Below are 15,896 nucleotides of genomic sequence, written 5' to 3'. Positions count from 1 at the left end.
CTCTATTCCCTAGAGTTCAAATAAGGAGAAAGGTGTTCTATGTAAGTAGGTGTTTTTAGTTTGGATAAAAATAGAAAAGCTAGGTGGAATCAATGTTTAAAGAACCTTATATTGCGATGATAAAGGATTGGAAAGGGTATAAAACATACAAAAAATTACCGAAAACAGTTTTTCTTATGACTGGTTCAATGCTGGAGTTACCAGAGCGTGTATATGAATTACAGAAACATGGACATGATGTATTTCTTCATTGTGATTTTATACAAGGATTAAATACGAACACAGAGGAAGCACTTTTATATATTCAAGATGTTATCGGAGCACAAGGTATTATTTCGACAAAGGGATCGACAATTCGAAATGCCAATAAAATTGGATTGAAAACGATTCAACGTATTTTTATCGTTGATACTTTATCTCTTACAAAATCAATTGAAAATTGTAAAACGACTAAACCGAATGCAGTAGAGATTATGCCTGGTATTATGCCTTCTATCATTAAACAGCTAGCAGAGGAAATAGAATTTCCTATTATTGCAGGCGGACTAATTCAAACGAGAGAAGACGCGGAAATTGCAATTCGTGCAGGAGCAAGTGCAATTTCAACGAGTCATTATGAAGTGTGGATACAAGAAGAAAAAAGGAGTGCAACCTTGTGATTGAATTGAAAAATGTTTCAAAGGTATATAAAAATGCGGAAGAGACAGCGGTTAAAGGTGTATCGGTTCAAATTAAGAGGGGAGAATTTTTTGTTTTAGTTGGCCCTTCGGGATGTGGAAAAAGTACATTATTACGAATGATTGCTGGCTTAGAAGAAATTTCTTCGGGGAATTTAATTATTAATGAACGTGTTGCAAATGATTTGGAGCCGAAAGACCGTAATCTATCAATGGTATTTCAAAATTATGCATTATATCCACACTTATCTGTAGAAGAAAATATTTTATTTGGGCTTAAGGTAAGAAAAATACAAAAAGAAGAGCGGCAAAAACGATTAATAGAAGCTGTTGAAATGGTAGGACTGAAAGAGTATGTGAAAATGAAACCGGGGCAATTATCAGGTGGACAAAGACAGCGTGTTGCGCTTGCTAGGGCGATTGTGAGTCAAGCACCGATTTGTTTAATGGATGAACCACTTTCGAATTTAGATGCGAAATTACGTGCGCAAATGAGGATTGAAATTAGAGAAATTCAGCAACGATTAGGAATTACGATGATTTACGTTACTCACGATCAAATAGAAGCAATGACTATGGGAGATCGTATCATGGTTTTAAATAAAGGAAGTATACAACAAGTTGGAACACCGCTTGATATATATAACGAACCAGCAAACGAATTTGTTGCGAGTTTTATAGGTTCTCCTTCTATGAATATAAATGATGGAGAGGTGGATAAAGAAAAAGGGGTATTACATATAGGGCAATTGCAAATTCCATTATCTATTGGACAGTTAAAGCGATTACAAGAAGGAACAATTCGAATAGGCATGCGTCCTGAGCATATTGCATTGTCTGAGGAAGGACAAGAAGTTACGCTACAATCTATAGAAGTATTAGGAAATGAATCTATATTAAACTTTGCGGTAAATGGTGCAACTTGGAGTGCGAAAGTTATCGGGCAGTTACTTCTGAACAAAGGTGACAAAGTAAAATTATTATTCTCGCAAGATAAACTATGCTTCTTTCATCATGATACGAATGAACGATTAAAAGTGGTAGAAGAAGAGTTGAAAGTGGTGGCGAAATAATGATTGAAGTAAGTAAGTTACCAGCTCAAACAAAAGTGTCAAACAAGAAAAATTTATGGGGCAGAACGAAAGATTTAAGAATAGGATTATTGTTTTTGGCGCCATCTATTTTACTATTTTCGATTTTTCTTTTCTATCCATTGTTTAGGACGATTTACTATAGCTTTTATTTAACAGATATACATGGAGAAGCTAATCTTTTCGTTGGCTTAGAAAATTATCAATATTTATTTTCTGATCCTGCTTTCTACAAAAGTATAAAGTCAACTTTACTATTTGTTTTATATACAGTGCCTACGAGTATTATATTTGCTTTGTTTCTTGCATTGATTGCAAATGGCAAGGTAAGAGGTATTGGGTTATTTCGAGTCCTGTTTTCTTCAACGATGGGAATATCAGTAGCTGCTAGTGCAGTGATTTGGCTATTTTTATTTCATCCAAGTGTAGGATTATTTAATAATATATTAGCCTCTATGAATCTTCCTGCAATCGCATGGTTAACGAGTCCGGACTGGGCACTGTTTTCTGTATCGGTTACAACGATCTGGGTGAATACAGGATTTGCATTTTTAGTTATATTAGGTGGTTTACAAAATATTGATACGTCTTTATATGAGAGTGCATCTATAGATGGTGCTAGCTATTTATATAAGCTCCGTCGCGTGACATTACCGATGCTATCACCAACTCTATTTTTTATCGTGACAGTAACGTTAATTAGTGCGTTCCAAAGCTTTGGACAAATTGATATTTTAACGCATGGTGGACCGAATGATGCAACGAATTTAATTGTGTACTCGATTTATAAAGAAGCATTTGTGAATCATCAATTTGGAACAGCAAGTGCACAAGCGATGGTATTATTCGTTTTCATTTTTATTGCTACATTGATTCAATTCAAGTTTGCTGAGAGAAAGGTGCATTATAAATGATCGTTAAACAGTGGAAACAAAATTTCCTATTATACATGCTGCTCATTATTAGTGCAGTAATGGTGTTTTTTCCTGTACTCTATGCGTTTTTAATAAGCTTTATGACACCAGATGATATTCAAATGAGAAGGTTATTTCCGACCCAATTTACTTTCGATAATTTTATTAATATCTTTCAAAAAGTACCGCTTTTTACATACTTGTACAACAGTTTAATTGTATCAACGATTGTTATGATTGGACAACTTATCGTATCCAGTTTAGCAGCTTATGCTTTTGTTTTTCTTCAGTTTAAAGGGAGAAACGTAATTTTCTTCCTGTTTATTTCAACGATGCTTATTCCGTGGGAAGCAACGATGGTACCGAACTTTTTAACGATTCAAAGCTTTGGTTGGATCAATAGCTTTGCTGGGATGACAGTGCCATTTTTTGCAACAGCTTTCGGTATTTTCTTACTACGTCAACATTTTATGACACTTCCGAATGAACTGAAAGAAGCTGCTTTTATTGAAGGGATTGGAAATGTAAGGTTTTTATTCAGCGTTGTAATTCCGTATTGTAAAACGAGTTTTATTACGCTTGGAGTATATAGCTTTTTAACAACATGGAATATGTATTTATGGCCACTTTTAGTGACCACTGATGAAAAAGTAAGAACGGTTCAAATTGGTGTGAAGCAGCTTCAGTCACAAGAAGTTGCAACTGATTGGGGAAGCGTAATGGCTGGTGTTACGGTTATCGTTATTCCAACATTGATTTTACTATTTTTAGGACAAAAACAATTACAACAAGGATTAACAAAAGGTGCAATTAAATAACTAAGAGAAGGTGAGCTTAAAATGAGTTTAGTAAAAAAAGGTGCTGCTCTATTAATGGCAGCAACAATGGCATTATCTAGTGCCGCTTGTTCAAATAGTAAAACAGAGGGAAAACCTGAGGCGCAGGCAAAAGTAGCACCAGTTGAAAAAAATGGTGATAAAACTGTAATTCGCTTTTGGCATGCGATGGGTGGAAAAACACAAGGTGTACTAGATGGTCTTGTTGCAGACTATAATAAGTCACAAAATAAATACGAGATAAAGGCAGAGTTCCAAGGGACATATGAAGAGTCTTTAACGAAATTTAGAACGATGTCTGCAACGAAAGAAGCGCCAGCTCTTGTTCAATCGAGTGAAATTACAACGAAATATATGATTGATAGCAAAAAAATCACACCAATTGATAGCTGGATAAAAAAAGATAAGTACGATACGTCAAAATTAGAAAAAGCAATTACAAATTATTATTCAGTTGATGGAAAAATGTATTCTATGCCATTTAATTCATCTACACCAGTATTAATTTATAATAAAGATGCTTTTGCAAAGGCGGGCTTAGATCCAGAGAAAGCTCCGAAAACATATGCGGAATTACAAGAAGCAGCGAAAAAGTTAACGATTAAAGAAGGTGGAAATGTAAAACAATATGGATTCTCCATGCTTAACTATGGTTGGTTCTTTGAAGAATTGTTAGCGACACAAGGTGCTTTATATGTAGATAACGAAAACGGCCGTAAAGATGCTGCAAAGAAGGCGGTATTTAACGGTAAAGAAGGACAGAAAGTATTTGGAATGTTAGATGATTTAAATAAAGCTGGTGCGCTTGGAAAGTATGGAGCAAGTTGGGATGATATTCGTGCCGCGTTCCAGTCTGGACAAGTTGCTATGTATTTAGATTCTTCGGCTGGTGTTCGTGATTTAATTGATGCATCTAAGTTTAATGTAGGCGTTTCGTATATTCCGTATCCAGAAGATTCGAAACAAAATGGTGTTGTTATTGGCGGTGCATCATTATGGATGACGAATATGGTTTCAGAAGAAACGCAACAAGGTGCTTGGGACTTTATGAAATATTTAACGAAGCCAGATGTACAAGCAAAATGGCATACAGCAACAGGATATTTCTCAATTAATCCAGATGCATATAATGAGCCGTTAGTAAAAGATCAATACGAAAAATATCCACAGCTAAAAGTAACAGTAGAACAATTGCAAGCGACGAAGCAATCTCCAGCAACTCAAGGTGCATTAATTAGTGTATTCCCAGAATCAAGAGATGCAGTTGTAAAAGCATTAGAAGCAATGTATGACGGAAAGAATAGTAAAGAAGCTTTAGATGAAGCTGCAAAAGCAACCGATAGAGCAATTAGTATTTCGGCTCGTACGAGTCAAAAATAAGAGAAAGCCGTATCCCAAAAGGATACGGCTTTTTTACAAGGAGATAAGGGATCAAAAAAATGAAGAAGTTTTATCTCTTTTATATGAGTAAAGGGTCTAGAATGAATCTTGTCCTTTTCATTATTTGTTTAACTCCATTGCAACCTGTTTCCCATTTACAAAAACCTCTGCCACCGCTACTACAACTTCCATCACTTTTTTCATATCTCATCTCTCCTTGTTTTTTGTTTCATTTCTTACTTTTAGTATAAGGAAATACAGTAATTGCAACCATCGAATTGGATGACAAGAGACTTACATTGTTGTAAGGATAATAGTTTTAGTTTGTAATAAATGTGATTTTGGATCAGGATTCAGAAATTTCTGTTGTTTTGAACTATAATTAGAAAGAGGGGGTAGAATATGAAAAGAATTCTTGTTATTAGTGATATTCATGGAGAAATAGAAAAGTTCGAACAGCTATTGGAAGAAGCTCACTACGATGCAAAACAGGATCAACTAATTTTATTGGGGGATTATGTAGATCGTGGCCCGAATGCAAGTGCTGTCATTGAAAAGGTAAAAGAGTTAAAAGAAGAGGGAGCCTTCGTTTTAAAGGGAAATCATGAAGATATGATGATTAAGGCGTTAACGACAGATGAGGAGCGTCCATGGAGCCATTGGGTAAAAAGGAATGGTGGAGATAAAACGTTATATAGCTATGGATTTGTAGAAGAAGACATTGCGGTTAATGAGGAAAACTTCCAAAAACCGATTTTACAATCTCATGTATTAGAGGAACATGTAACGTTTATTCAAGGATTAGATCATTACATTGAAACAGAAGAGTATATCTTTGTGCATGCTGGTGTTGAGCCAATGAAACGAGTTTCTGAATCTGAACCATACACGTTAATGTGGATCCGTAATGAATTTCATAATGGGTATAGTGGTGAAAAGGTTGTTGTATTTGGACATACGGAAACGAAGACGCTTCATGGTAATGATGATTGTGGAGTGTATTTTGGGGATAATCGTATTATAGGGATTGATGGCAGTGCTGTGTATGGTGGCCAGTTAAATTGTTTAGAATTGCCGAGTAAAAAGGTGTATGTAGTAAAAAATTGAAAGGGATAAGGGAAATCTTATTTCTTTCAATTTTTTATTAAGCAAAATTTAAGAAAGAGCTTTTATAATAAAGGTTCAAAATTCTAGATCAAGCAAAACCTTAGAAGGAAATAGTTAAAAATAAAATTACATAATATGATTACATTCTTTCGTTATGAAGAGAAGAAATGTAATAATAAATAGAATTGAAATAGATTGTGGAAGGTGAGAATATGCGTTTACTTGTAGTAGAAGATAATGCTTCTTTATTAGAATCTATTGTCCAAATCTTACGTGATGAGTTTGAAGTAGATACAGCGTTGAATGGAGAAGATGGATTATTTTTAGCACTGCAAAACATTTATGATGCAATCCTACTTGATGTGATGATGCCAGAAATGGACGGATTTGAAGTGATTCAAAAAATACGTGATGAAAAGATTGAAACGCCAGTCCTGTTTTTGACAGCGAGGGATTCTTTGGAAGACCGGGTGAAAGGATTGGATTTTGGTGGAGACGACTATATTGTTAAGCCGTTTCAGGCTCCTGAATTAAAAGCGAGAATTCGTGCTTTACTACGTAGAAGTGGTAGTTTAACAACACAGCAGACCATTCGCTATAAAGGGATTGAATTGTTCGGGAAAGATAAAGACGTTCAAGTAGATGGACAAGCAATTAAGCTTACATTAAAACAGTATGAACTTCTAGAGTACCTCATTCAGAATAGCGGTAAGATTTTAATGCGTGAACAAATTTTTGATCGTGTTTGGGGATTTGATTCAGATACGACAGTAGCAATTGTAGAAGTGTATGTGCATCATTTACGTAAAAAATTAGAAGCATTCGGTTATCAGAAAGATATTCAAACCGTTCGAGGTATTGGATATATATTAAAAGAACAATGAAAAAAGGAAGTATGTTTCAAAAAACACGCATTCGTCTGACTATATTAAATTCGTTAGTGTTTATTATATTAATTGGAGTGTTAGGAAGTTTAGTGTATTCATATACATCCAATGAAATTTATAAGGGAGTAGATGAATCGATAAAGGACTTTATTATAAAGATAACGAGAGAAAAGCCACTAGGACCTCCACGATTTGAGGTGGGTAAAGAATTACGTATAGGGGATTCAAAAGCTTTTTACTTAATATGGGACGAAAGTAAGCAATTGCGAGAGATTGATCCGAGAGTTCGAGATCGTAGTTTTCTGGAAGAAAACAAAATAAAGCTATTCCCCAAAAAAATTGGAGATTTCTATGATATAGAAATAAAAGGAAAAAGTTATAGAACCGTGGCAGTCAAAGAAACTATACGTTCGGGAGAGAATGTCACATTTCAAATATTACGTGAAACTACGACTGAAACAGAAGTACTGCGTACATTGTTTTTAATTCTTATTATTGGTTGTAGCATAGGAAGTTTATGTGCAATAGGTATCGGCTTTTTCTTAGCTGGCAGGGCACTCGTACCCATCCAAAATTCATGGGAGAAACAGCAGCAGTTCGTGTCTGATGCATCACATGAATTAAGGACACCACTTGCGGTTATTCAATCAAAAACAGATATATTATTCCAGTCACCATCTGCGACGATAGAAGAAAAAGCGATGGATATTTCTACAATTTCAAAGGAGTGTAGACGATTATCGAAGCTCGTAGCTAATTTATTATTGTTAGCACGTTCGGATTCTAATCAAATCGAGATGGATAAGAAAACATTTGAAGTGGATAAATTGTTAGAAGAAATAGTAGATCCATATAAAGAGATTGCTTCTTATCAAGAAAAAGAGATGATATTAAAAGTAGAGCGTGACATATCGTTTATTGGCGATAGAGAGAGAATTCATCAATTGATGGTCATCTTGCTAGATAATGCGATGAAGTATACGAATGAAGGTGGATATATTCAAATTAATTGTATGCAAACGAGTAATTCAATTCGCATACAAGTGAAAGATAACGGGATAGGAGTTAAAGAAGGGGATATTCCAAAGTTATTTGATCGTTTTTATCAAGGAGATAAAGCGAGAAGCCCATCAGAGGGAGCGGGATTAGGTCTTTCAATCGCTAATTGGATTGTAGAAAAGCATTATGGGAAAATATCGGTAGAGAGCAAATGGGGAGAAGGAACTTGTTTTGAAGTGATTTTCCCTAAAAATCAAAGATTATAAGTAAGAAGACGACCTTGTTTTTACAAGGTCGTCTTTTTTTAAGGGAAAGTTAAGGAACAACTTGTATCATGTATTACATCATGGAAACTTGTAATAGAAAGAGACGCTGGAGTAGATATTTTTGAATGAATTAGATGAATCATACTGTTATTTCTAACAGAGATGAAGTTTATGTATAGTATAAAAAAAATTATGGGAAAGCTGGAAAAAGAAAGTGTGAGAGGGAGGAAGAAGTCTTGAAAAAGAAAATGATGACGGTATTCACTATTGGAGTAATGAGTTTAAGTATATTAGGAGGGGCCTCTCCTTCTGGAACGACAAAAGGAAAGACCGATTATACGCAGCGTAGTAAAGAACAATTAAACGATGGGAAAATACATGCAATGCATACAGAAGAAAAGGCAGAAAAGCTAGGCATTGAAACGGGTGGAAAAGAACAAATTACGTTAGAAAAAGAAATTCATGAAACGGAAGTAGGAAGAGAAGCGGAACAATTAGGTATCTCGGTAGAAGGAAAAGATGTTGGAATTCTTTCAGAAGAAATTTATGAAACAAAAGTGAGGCAAGAAGCGTTAAAATTAGGAATATCTATAGAGAATACGTCGATTGTAAGTTTAATTGATCAAATTAATAAGATTAAAATTAATAATGAAGCAGAAAAGCTTGGTGTTTCAACTGAAGGAAAAGAAGTAGAAGAAATTGAGGAAGAAATCTATGGAACGAAAGTTAGAGAAGAGGCAGAAAAGCTAGGTATTGCTCAACGAGGAAAAGAGATGGAAGAGTTAGCACAAGAAGTATACGAACAAAAAGTGCAGGAAGAAGCAAAAAAATATCATATTGATTTATATGGCAAAGATATATATCAAGTATTAAGAGAAATCAATGAACAAAAAGTGATACAAATGGCGGATGAGCTTGGTATGGATAGAGCAAATTTGAATATTCAAGATTTAGCGGAGAAGATAAATCTTGAACAACCTGAAAAGGGAAAAGAGCTTAAGTTTGTTCCTATGGTTCAAACAGATGCTGATGCGTTTTATTCGTATTTAACGAATTAAAAAGGGCGTGAGAGTGATACGAAAATGGAAGTGGTATATATGTATGGCCTTACTATGTATAGGGGTATGGGGTGCATATACAAATGGAATTACAAATTATGTGGAGAAAGTAAAGAGGTTACTATTTTCAAGTGTACAAAGTCAAAAACGAATAGAGTTTAGTAATAACGATGAAAAAGTCATGTTATCAAATGTGCCTTTAATTCAGCAATTACCGGAGTTAGATAGAGGCTGCGAAGTAACAAGTTTAGCGATGATGTTACAATATGCGGGTGTTTCTGTAGATAAGATGAAATTAGCGAGTGACATCAAAAAGGTAGATTTTTTAGACGATGGTGTAAGAGGAAATCCGAATGAAGGATTTGTGGGGAACATTTATACGTTTTCTGAATCGGGATATGGTGTATATCATGGACCACTTTTTCAATTAGCGAAAAAATATTTACCGAATGAAGCTGTGGACTTAACAGGGAAGAGTATTGAAGAACTTTATAAGAGTGTAAGTAATGGGCAACCGGTAGTAATGATTACGAATGCAACATATGCACCGCTAGATGAGGATGAATTCACTATATGGGAAACAAATGGTGGAGATGTTTCTATTACTTATAATGAACATTGTGTTGTTCTTGTTGGATATGATAAGGAGTCTGTATATATTCAAGATCCACTTAATGAAAGCCCGAATATCAGTGTATCGAGAGAAGATTTTGAAAAGGCGTGGGTACAAATGGGGAGCCAAGCGATTAGTTATGTGAAAAGCTCAAAATAAATTAGGAGGAAAAGGGGTATGGACTTAGGCATAACGGGTGACGAAATTAAGTTAATGAGTTATACAGATGAGTGGAAAAAAGAATTTTCTAAAGTGAAACATGAAATACAAGAAAATATGCATATAGAGGCGAATCGTATTGAGCACATTGGCAGTACGGCTATTGAAGGTATGGTATCCAAGCCAATTATAGACATATTAGTAGCTGTAGATGATTTAAATGCAGTAGGAAAATCTATTATAGATGGTTTTAAATCTATAGGTTTTTTACGATTAAAGGTGGAACGACCTGGTGAAATTATCTTTGCAAAGTTTACTGATTCTACTTTTCAAAAACGCACACATTATATTCATTTAGTAGAGTATGAAAAGGGGATTTGGAATAATTTAATCTTCTTCAGAGATTATTTGAGTGCAAACGAGGAAGCAAAGGGAGAGTATATAAATTTAAAATTAGATTATGCTAAGAAGCATTCAGCCGGGATAAAGAATTACACGGATCATAAAGAAAGTTTTGTGAAAGGTATTTTTCAGAAGCGAAAGTGATATGAAACAAGAGAACTTCTATATGGGGTTCTCTTATTTTGTAATTTAATCTTTTTAAAAATAACTAAATATGCAAAAATGCATAATTGAGCAAAATAATACATGTTATTATTATGTATTGTTTTCTAAGTTGTTGAAATAACGAAGAGTGCAGCGGCTGTAGAAAAATAAGTTAATTTGATGGATGAAGAAAAGAACTACAAGAAATGATTAGTAAATTTAAAGTATAATAACAGCAAATAAGTAAGGTGAAAATAATATCACCTTACTTATTTTTCTATTCAGCAATTAGGGGAGTCATTAGTGGGATGAAAAAAAGAAAAAAACTATGGAATTTATGGAAAACGATTACATTGCTAGTTTGTACAGTTGTAATTTTTTCTTTACTTGTTACAGATATATTAATTAGTCATAATGTAGAGCGGACAACGGAGGATAGCCAGGCAGAGAAAGCGAAAACGATTGCACATATTGTGGCTAATGATTCGATTGTAATCGATGGTTTGATTGGGAAAGCAGATACTTCTGCAATTCAAACGTATACAAATAGAATATTAAAAAACACAGGTGTTCAATTTATTGTAGTTATGGACATGAATGGAATAAGAAAATCACATCCAAATCCTCAAAAAATAGGTCATCATTTTATTGGGGGAGATGAAGGGCCTGCTTTGAAAGGAAAGGAACATGTATCGCTAGCAGAAGGAACGTTAGGTATTTCAATGCGAGTGTTTGTACCTATATTTTCTGAAACAGGTGAACAACTTGGAGCGGTAGCCGTTGGTATCTCGGCAGATAATGTAAAAGAGAGAGTTAAGGAAAGTAGACATATTATTTATATCGGTGTCGGAGTTGGAGTACTAGTCGGAATTATAGGAGCAATATTGCTAGCTAGACATATAAAGAAAAGTTTATTCGGTCTTGAGCCGCACAGGATAGCGAAAATTCTTGAAGAAAGAAATACGATGTTACAATCTGTAAAGGAAGGCATTATTGCTGTAGATAAAGAAGCGAGAGTAACGTTAATTAATAATGAAGCGAAACGTCTATTTAAAAAAAGTGGACTTGAAGAAGATTTTATAGGTAAAGACGTTGAGTTGTATATGCCTAATTCGCGTATAAAAGAAGTATTACAAACGGGAGAGGTACAATTAAACGAAGAACAAAATATTTACGGAATTACGATTGTGACGAATCGTGTTCCTTTATATGTAAAAGGAGAAATAGTTGGCGCGATTGCAACATTTCGTGATAAAACAGAAATTAGAAAACTAGCAGAGGAACTAACTGGTATTAGGCTATATGCGGAAGCATTACGGGCACAATCTCATGAGTTTATGAATAAGATGCATGTCGTATTAGGGCTTACACATATGAAACAATATGAAGAATTACAAAAGTATATAAGCGGCATGGTATCAGAGCATCAATATGAAATTGGTGGGGTTATGAAAAGAATAAAAAGTCCAGTATTTGCTGGTTTTTTACTAGGTAAACTTAGCTATGCTAGGGAGAAAAATATAAAGTTAATTATAAGTGAAGATTCTTACTTGCCGGAAATATATGATGAAAGTATTACTCATGAACTTATTACGATTGTAGGGAACTTAATAGATAATGCATTAGAGGCAGTGATACATTGCAAAAAGAAACAAGTTGAAGTTGGGATACAATATCAGAATGCATTAACTATTACAGTGCAAGATACGGGGAAAGGTATAGAAGAAGCCGCAGTGGATGCATTATTTACAAAAGGTTATTCCACAAAAGGGGATAATCGCGGTTATGGTTTGTATCTTGTAAAAGAAAGTATACAGCGAATAAATGGGGAGATTCACATTTCCTCCTTATTAGGAGAGGGAACAACGATAACAATTGAAATACCTAAAGGTAGGGATGAGAAGCAAATATGATTAAAGTTTTAATTGTAGAAGATGACCCGATGGTAGCAATGTTAAATACACATTATTTAGAGCAAGTGGGAGGATTTGAACTTGTTCAAGCAGTTAACTCAGTAAAATCGGCGATAGAAGTATTAGAGAAATCACGAATAGATTTAGTCTTACTTGATATTTTTATGCCTGAAGAAACTGGGTTTGAGCTTTTAATGTATATTCGGAATCAAGAAAAAGAAATCGATATTATGATGATTTCAGCTGTACATGATATGGGGAGTATTAAAAAAGCATTACAATATGGCGTAGTAGATTATTTAATTAAACCATTTACATTTGAACGATTTAAAGATGCATTAACTATATATCGAGAAAAACTTACTTTCATGAAAGAACAACAAAAAATTAGTCAATCGGAATTAGATTCGTTAATTTTACAAAAAGAAAAAAGAGAGTCCTTTGACTATAAAGAGCTTCCGAAAGGATTAACAAAGCAAACATTGCAACTCATTTGGCAGAAAATCGAATCGCTTAATGGACAAGCATTTACAACTGATGAAATGGCGAAATTAGTAGGAGTTTCAAGAGTCTCTATTCGAAAGTATGTAATGTTTTTGACTGAAATCGGAGTATTAGAGAATGAAATGGTGTATCAAAATGTGGGAAGACCGGTGAGTAAATTAAGGTGTATTGACCGGAATAAAATAGATTTTTACGTATAAGCGACTTATTATAGGTCGCTTATACTTTTTTTAATTACAAAAATAGTTACAAAACTTACAAAAACTATTTTTAATATTGAAAGCGTTTTAATATTGTTATTAAGAAAACAAGGGGGTGCCATATGGGGATTCAAAAGAACGTGGGAGCGGTATCATTTTCTGAGGAAAACGAAGTACAAGGGGAATCTTTCGCTTCTAAAATTATGAATGTAAAAATCGGTGTAATACCTTTACCGTTATATGTAGTATTGGCTGCTATTATTTATGGGGCATCTGTATATAATAAATTGCCAGCAGATATGATTGGTGGATTTGCAGTTATTATGATCATGGGGATTTTCTTAGGTGACATTGGGATGAGAATTCCAATTCTAAAAAACATCGGTGGTCCAGCAATTCTTTCGTTATTTATTCCATCGTTACTTGTATTTTTCAACTGGATGAATCCAGCTTCAATGGAAGCTGCGACTATGTTAATGAAAAAATCGAACTTTTTGTATTTATATATTTCTTGTTTAGTAGTGGGAAGTATTTTAGGAATGAACCGTAAAGTATTGGTACAAGGTTTCATTCGCATGTTTATTCCTTTAGTAGTAGGAACGTTAGCTTCTATCGCAGTAGGCTTATTAGTAGGCTCACTATTTGGATTTGAAATGAAGCAGACATTTTTCTTTATCATCGTGCCAATTGTGAGTGGTGGTATTGGGGAAGGGATTTTACCGTTATCACTAGCTTACGGTGATATTTTAAATGAATCATCAGCAACATTTGTATCACAGCTTATTCCAGCAGCTATTATCGGAAATATGTTTGCAATTGTGAGCGCAGGTTATATGAAGCGTTTAGGTGAGAAGAGACCCGAGCTTAGTGGGAATGGTGTATTAGTAAAAACAGATAATCAAGCAGAGTTATTAAAAGAGCAAAATACAGAAAAACCAATTGATTTCTCATTAATGGGAGCTGGGTTATTGATTGCATGTACATTCTTTATTTTCGGAGGGTTTGCTTCTAAGTTTATCGGTATTCCAGGAGCAATCATTATGATTTTTTCAGCAGCACTTGTGAAATACTTTAAATTAATGCCAGCAAAAATGGAGCAAGGTGCATTCCATTTATATAAATTTATTTCAAAGAATTTAACTTGGCCGCTAATGGTCGGATTAGGATTGCTATATATTCCGTTAAAAGACGTAGCGGCAGTTCTTTCTGTAGGATATGTTGTTGTTTGTGCATCGGTTGTTCTTACAATGGTAGCGTCAGGTTTTCTTATAGGAAAAGTGATGAAAATGTATCCAGTTGAATCAGCGATTGTAACTGGATGTCATAGCGGTTTAGGTGGAACTGGAGATGTTGCTATTTTATCAGCTTCAAATCGTATGGAATTAATGCCGTTCGCACAAATTTCGACGCGTTTAGGCGGGGCAGCAATGGTTGTAATAGCAACAATCTTATTAACAATGTTTTCATGATTAAACAAGCTAGCTATATTCATATAGCTAGCTTGTCAAATTAAGGGGAGATTATAAGTATGTTAGAAAATCAAATTAATGAAAGATCATTGTTATTGCATAAAGAGTTAGTAGGGAAAATTGAGATTACAAGTAAGGTAGAAGTAAATACAGCGGATGATTTAAGCCTGACTTATACACCAGGTGTAGCGGAGTCTTGCAAAGCAATTGCGGCAGATGAAGAAACAGCGTATGACTATACAGCAAGAGGGAACATGGTGGCAGTTGTTTCAGATGGAACAGCAGTACTTGGTTTAGGAAATATTGGACCGAAAGCGGCTATGCCTGTTATGGAAGGGAAAAGTATTTTATTTAAGAAGTTTGCGAATGTAGATGCTTTCCCGCTATGTTTAGGTACGACTGATGTGGATGAAATCGTTACCCTTGTGAAAAATCTAGAGCCTACATTTGCAGGTATTAATTTAGAAGATATTGCAGCACCACGCTGTTTTGAAATTGAAAAACGATTAAAAGAAGAAACGAATATTCCTGTATTTCATGATGATCAGCATGGGACGGCTATTGTTGTTTTAGCAGCTGTTATTAATGCATTAAAAGTTGTAAGTAAACAAATGGACGATGTGAAAATTATTATTAACGGTGCGGGTTCGGCAGGAATTGCAATTGGAAAATTATTATTAAAAGCTGGTGCAAAACACATTACGTTAGTTAGTTTAGAAGGTATTGTTTGTGAAGGTGAAACATGGATGAACGAAGCGCAAATCGAAGTTTCAAAGAAGACAAATCGAGAATATGTACGTGGCACATTAAAGGAAGCGATTCATCAAGCTGATATTTTCATCGGTGTATCTGCTCCAAACGTATTAACGAAAGAACTTATACAGACGATGAACGAGAAACCAATTGTGTTTGCAATGGCGAATCCAATTCCAGAAATATTTCCAGAGGACGCATTAGAAGCTGGGGCAGCTGTAGTAGGAACTGGACGTTCGGATTATTCAAACCAAGTAAATAATGTATTGGCGTTCCCTGGAATATTCCGTGGTGCGCTAGATGTTCGTGCGACTGATATTACAGAAGAGATGAAATTAGCGGCAGCATATGGGATCGCTAACATAATTACGGACGAAGAACGTAATGCGAATTATGTAATTCCAAATCCATTGGATAAAAGAGTTGTTCCAAGTGTTGCAGAAGCAGTAGCAAAAGCAGCCATTGATTCAGGAGTGGCACAAATTACGAAAATGCCAAGTTATAAATAGTCAAAAGCAGTGCCT

15 protein-coding genes are annotated in these 15,896 nt (G+C 34.7%); all 15 read left to right on the top strand.

All coding sequences use genetic code 11. The features are described 5' to 3' along the window. Nucleotides 1-92: 92 nt before the first annotated feature. The 15 genes from ACP6L7_RS25170 (at nt 93) to ACP6L7_RS25100 (ending at nt 15,881) form a co-directional block, all read left to right on the top strand. A complete protein-coding gene (locus ACP6L7_RS25170; protein WP_097832259.1) occupies nt 93-659 on the top strand; it encodes a glycerol-3-phosphate responsive antiterminator in 567 nt (188 codons plus the stop codon). After that, a complete protein-coding gene (locus ACP6L7_RS25165; protein ID WP_141533467.1) occupies nt 656-1,750 on the top strand; it encodes an ABC transporter ATP-binding protein in 1,095 nt (364 codons plus the stop codon). Before ACP6L7_RS25170 ends, ACP6L7_RS25165 begins: the two co-directional genes overlap by 4 nt. After that, entirely contained in the window at nt 1,750-2,682 is a 933-nt protein-coding gene (locus ACP6L7_RS25160; protein WP_097832261.1) for a carbohydrate ABC transporter permease, read from the top strand. The genes ACP6L7_RS25165 and ACP6L7_RS25160 overlap by 1 nt, the downstream gene beginning before the upstream one ends. Further along, on the top strand, nt 2,679-3,500 hold the full coding sequence (locus ACP6L7_RS25155; protein WP_097832262.1) for a carbohydrate ABC transporter permease: 822 nt from the start codon (nt 2,679-2,681) through the stop codon (nt 3,498-3,500). Before ACP6L7_RS25160 ends, ACP6L7_RS25155 begins: the two co-directional genes overlap by 4 nt. Before the next feature lie 21 nt (nt 3,501-3,521). After that, complete coding sequence (locus ACP6L7_RS25150) at nt 3,522-4,898, top strand: ABC transporter substrate-binding protein (protein WP_097832263.1); 1,377 nt, start codon at nt 3,522-3,524, stop codon at nt 4,896-4,898. Between the two features lie 402 nt (nt 4,899-5,300). After that, nucleotides 5,301-6,005 (top strand): metallophosphoesterase family protein, encoded by a 705-nt coding sequence (locus ACP6L7_RS25145; RefSeq protein ID WP_097832264.1) that lies wholly within the window; start codon nt 5,301-5,303, stop codon nt 6,003-6,005. Between the two features lie 212 nt (nt 6,006-6,217). Continuing rightward, complete coding sequence (locus tag ACP6L7_RS25140) at nt 6,218-6,889, top strand: response regulator transcription factor (RefSeq protein WP_097832265.1); 672 nt, start codon at nt 6,218-6,220, stop codon at nt 6,887-6,889. Between the two features lie 11 nt (nt 6,890-6,900). Then, a complete protein-coding gene (locus ACP6L7_RS25135; protein ID WP_141533466.1) occupies nt 6,901-8,157 on the top strand; it encodes a sensor histidine kinase in 1,257 nt (418 codons plus the stop codon). A 236-nt stretch (nt 8,158-8,393) separates the two neighbouring features. Further along, nucleotides 8,394-9,215 carry a transporter gene (locus ACP6L7_RS25130; protein WP_097832267.1) on the top strand — a complete coding sequence of 274 codons (822 nt, stop codon included), beginning with the start codon at nt 8,394-8,396 and terminating at the stop codon, nt 9,213-9,215. Nucleotides 9,216-9,258: 43 nt separating this feature from the next. Further along, nucleotides 9,259-9,987 (top strand): C39 family peptidase, encoded by a 729-nt coding sequence (locus ACP6L7_RS25125; protein WP_141533465.1) that lies wholly within the window; start codon nt 9,259-9,261, stop codon nt 9,985-9,987. Nucleotides 9,988-10,005: 18 nt separating this feature from the next. Further along, complete coding sequence (locus ACP6L7_RS25120; protein WP_097832269.1) at nt 10,006-10,533, top strand: GrpB family protein; 528 nt, start codon at nt 10,006-10,008, stop codon at nt 10,531-10,533. Between the two features lie 308 nt (nt 10,534-10,841). Further along, nucleotides 10,842-12,446 (top strand): sensor histidine kinase, encoded by a 1,605-nt coding sequence (locus tag ACP6L7_RS25115; protein ID WP_097832270.1) that lies wholly within the window; start codon nt 10,842-10,844, stop codon nt 12,444-12,446. After that, the gene (locus ACP6L7_RS25110) at nt 12,443-13,150 is read left to right on the top strand and encodes a response regulator (protein ID WP_097832271.1); all 708 of its coding nucleotides are present in this window, start codon (nt 12,443-12,445) and stop codon (nt 13,148-13,150) included. The genes ACP6L7_RS25115 and ACP6L7_RS25110 overlap by 4 nt, the downstream gene beginning before the upstream one ends. A gap of 122 nt (nt 13,151-13,272) precedes the next feature. Further along, complete coding sequence (locus ACP6L7_RS25105) at nt 13,273-14,619, top strand: 2-hydroxycarboxylate transporter family protein (RefSeq protein WP_097832272.1); 1,347 nt, start codon at nt 13,273-13,275, stop codon at nt 14,617-14,619. A 59-nt stretch (nt 14,620-14,678) separates the two neighbouring features. Next, complete coding sequence (locus tag ACP6L7_RS25100) at nt 14,679-15,881, top strand: NAD(P)-dependent malic enzyme (protein WP_097832273.1); 1,203 nt, start codon at nt 14,679-14,681, stop codon at nt 15,879-15,881. Nucleotides 15,882-15,896: the final 15 nt, after the last annotated feature.

Origin of the sequence: Bacillus silvicola (assembly GCF_050524305.1) — a bacterium.
Classification (GTDB): Bacteria; Bacillota; Bacilli; order Bacillales; family Bacillaceae_G; genus Bacillus_A; species Bacillus_A cereus_AT.
Note: the sequence above shows the minus strand (reverse complement) of the source record. Positions and strands in the feature narration are given on the sequence as shown.

Excerpts from the sequence above, each read along its gene's own strand:
- ACP6L7_RS25170 (WP_097832259.1), top strand. The coding sequence starts at position 93 with ATGTTTAAAGAACCTTATATTGCGATGATAAAGGATTGGAAAGGGTAT.
- ACP6L7_RS25160 (WP_097832261.1), top strand. The coding sequence starts at position 1,750 with ATGATTGAAGTAAGTAAGTTACCAGCTCAAACAAAAGTGTCAAACAAG.
- ACP6L7_RS25155 (WP_097832262.1), top strand. The coding sequence starts at position 2,679 with ATGATCGTTAAACAGTGGAAACAAAATTTCCTATTATACATGCTGCTC.
- ACP6L7_RS25150 (WP_097832263.1), top strand. The coding sequence starts at position 3,522 with ATGAGTTTAGTAAAAAAAGGTGCTGCTCTATTAATGGCAGCAACAATG.
- ACP6L7_RS25145 (WP_097832264.1), top strand. The coding sequence starts at position 5,301 with ATGAAAAGAATTCTTGTTATTAGTGATATTCATGGAGAAATAGAAAAG.
- ACP6L7_RS25140 (WP_097832265.1), top strand. The coding sequence starts at position 6,218 with ATGCGTTTACTTGTAGTAGAAGATAATGCTTCTTTATTAGAATCTATT.
- ACP6L7_RS25135 (WP_141533466.1), top strand. The coding sequence starts at position 6,901 with ATGTTTCAAAAAACACGCATTCGTCTGACTATATTAAATTCGTTAGTG.
- ACP6L7_RS25125 (WP_141533465.1), top strand. The coding sequence starts at position 9,259 with ATGGCCTTACTATGTATAGGGGTATGGGGTGCATATACAAATGGAATT.
- ACP6L7_RS25120 (WP_097832269.1), top strand. The coding sequence starts at position 10,006 with ATGGACTTAGGCATAACGGGTGACGAAATTAAGTTAATGAGTTATACA.
- ACP6L7_RS25115 (WP_097832270.1), top strand. The coding sequence starts at position 10,842 with ATGAAAAAAAGAAAAAAACTATGGAATTTATGGAAAACGATTACATTG.
- ACP6L7_RS25110 (WP_097832271.1), top strand. The coding sequence starts at position 12,443 with ATGATTAAAGTTTTAATTGTAGAAGATGACCCGATGGTAGCAATGTTA.
- ACP6L7_RS25105 (WP_097832272.1), top strand. The coding sequence starts at position 13,273 with ATGGGGATTCAAAAGAACGTGGGAGCGGTATCATTTTCTGAGGAAAAC.
- ACP6L7_RS25100 (WP_097832273.1), top strand. The coding sequence starts at position 14,679 with ATGTTAGAAAATCAAATTAATGAAAGATCATTGTTATTGCATAAAGAG.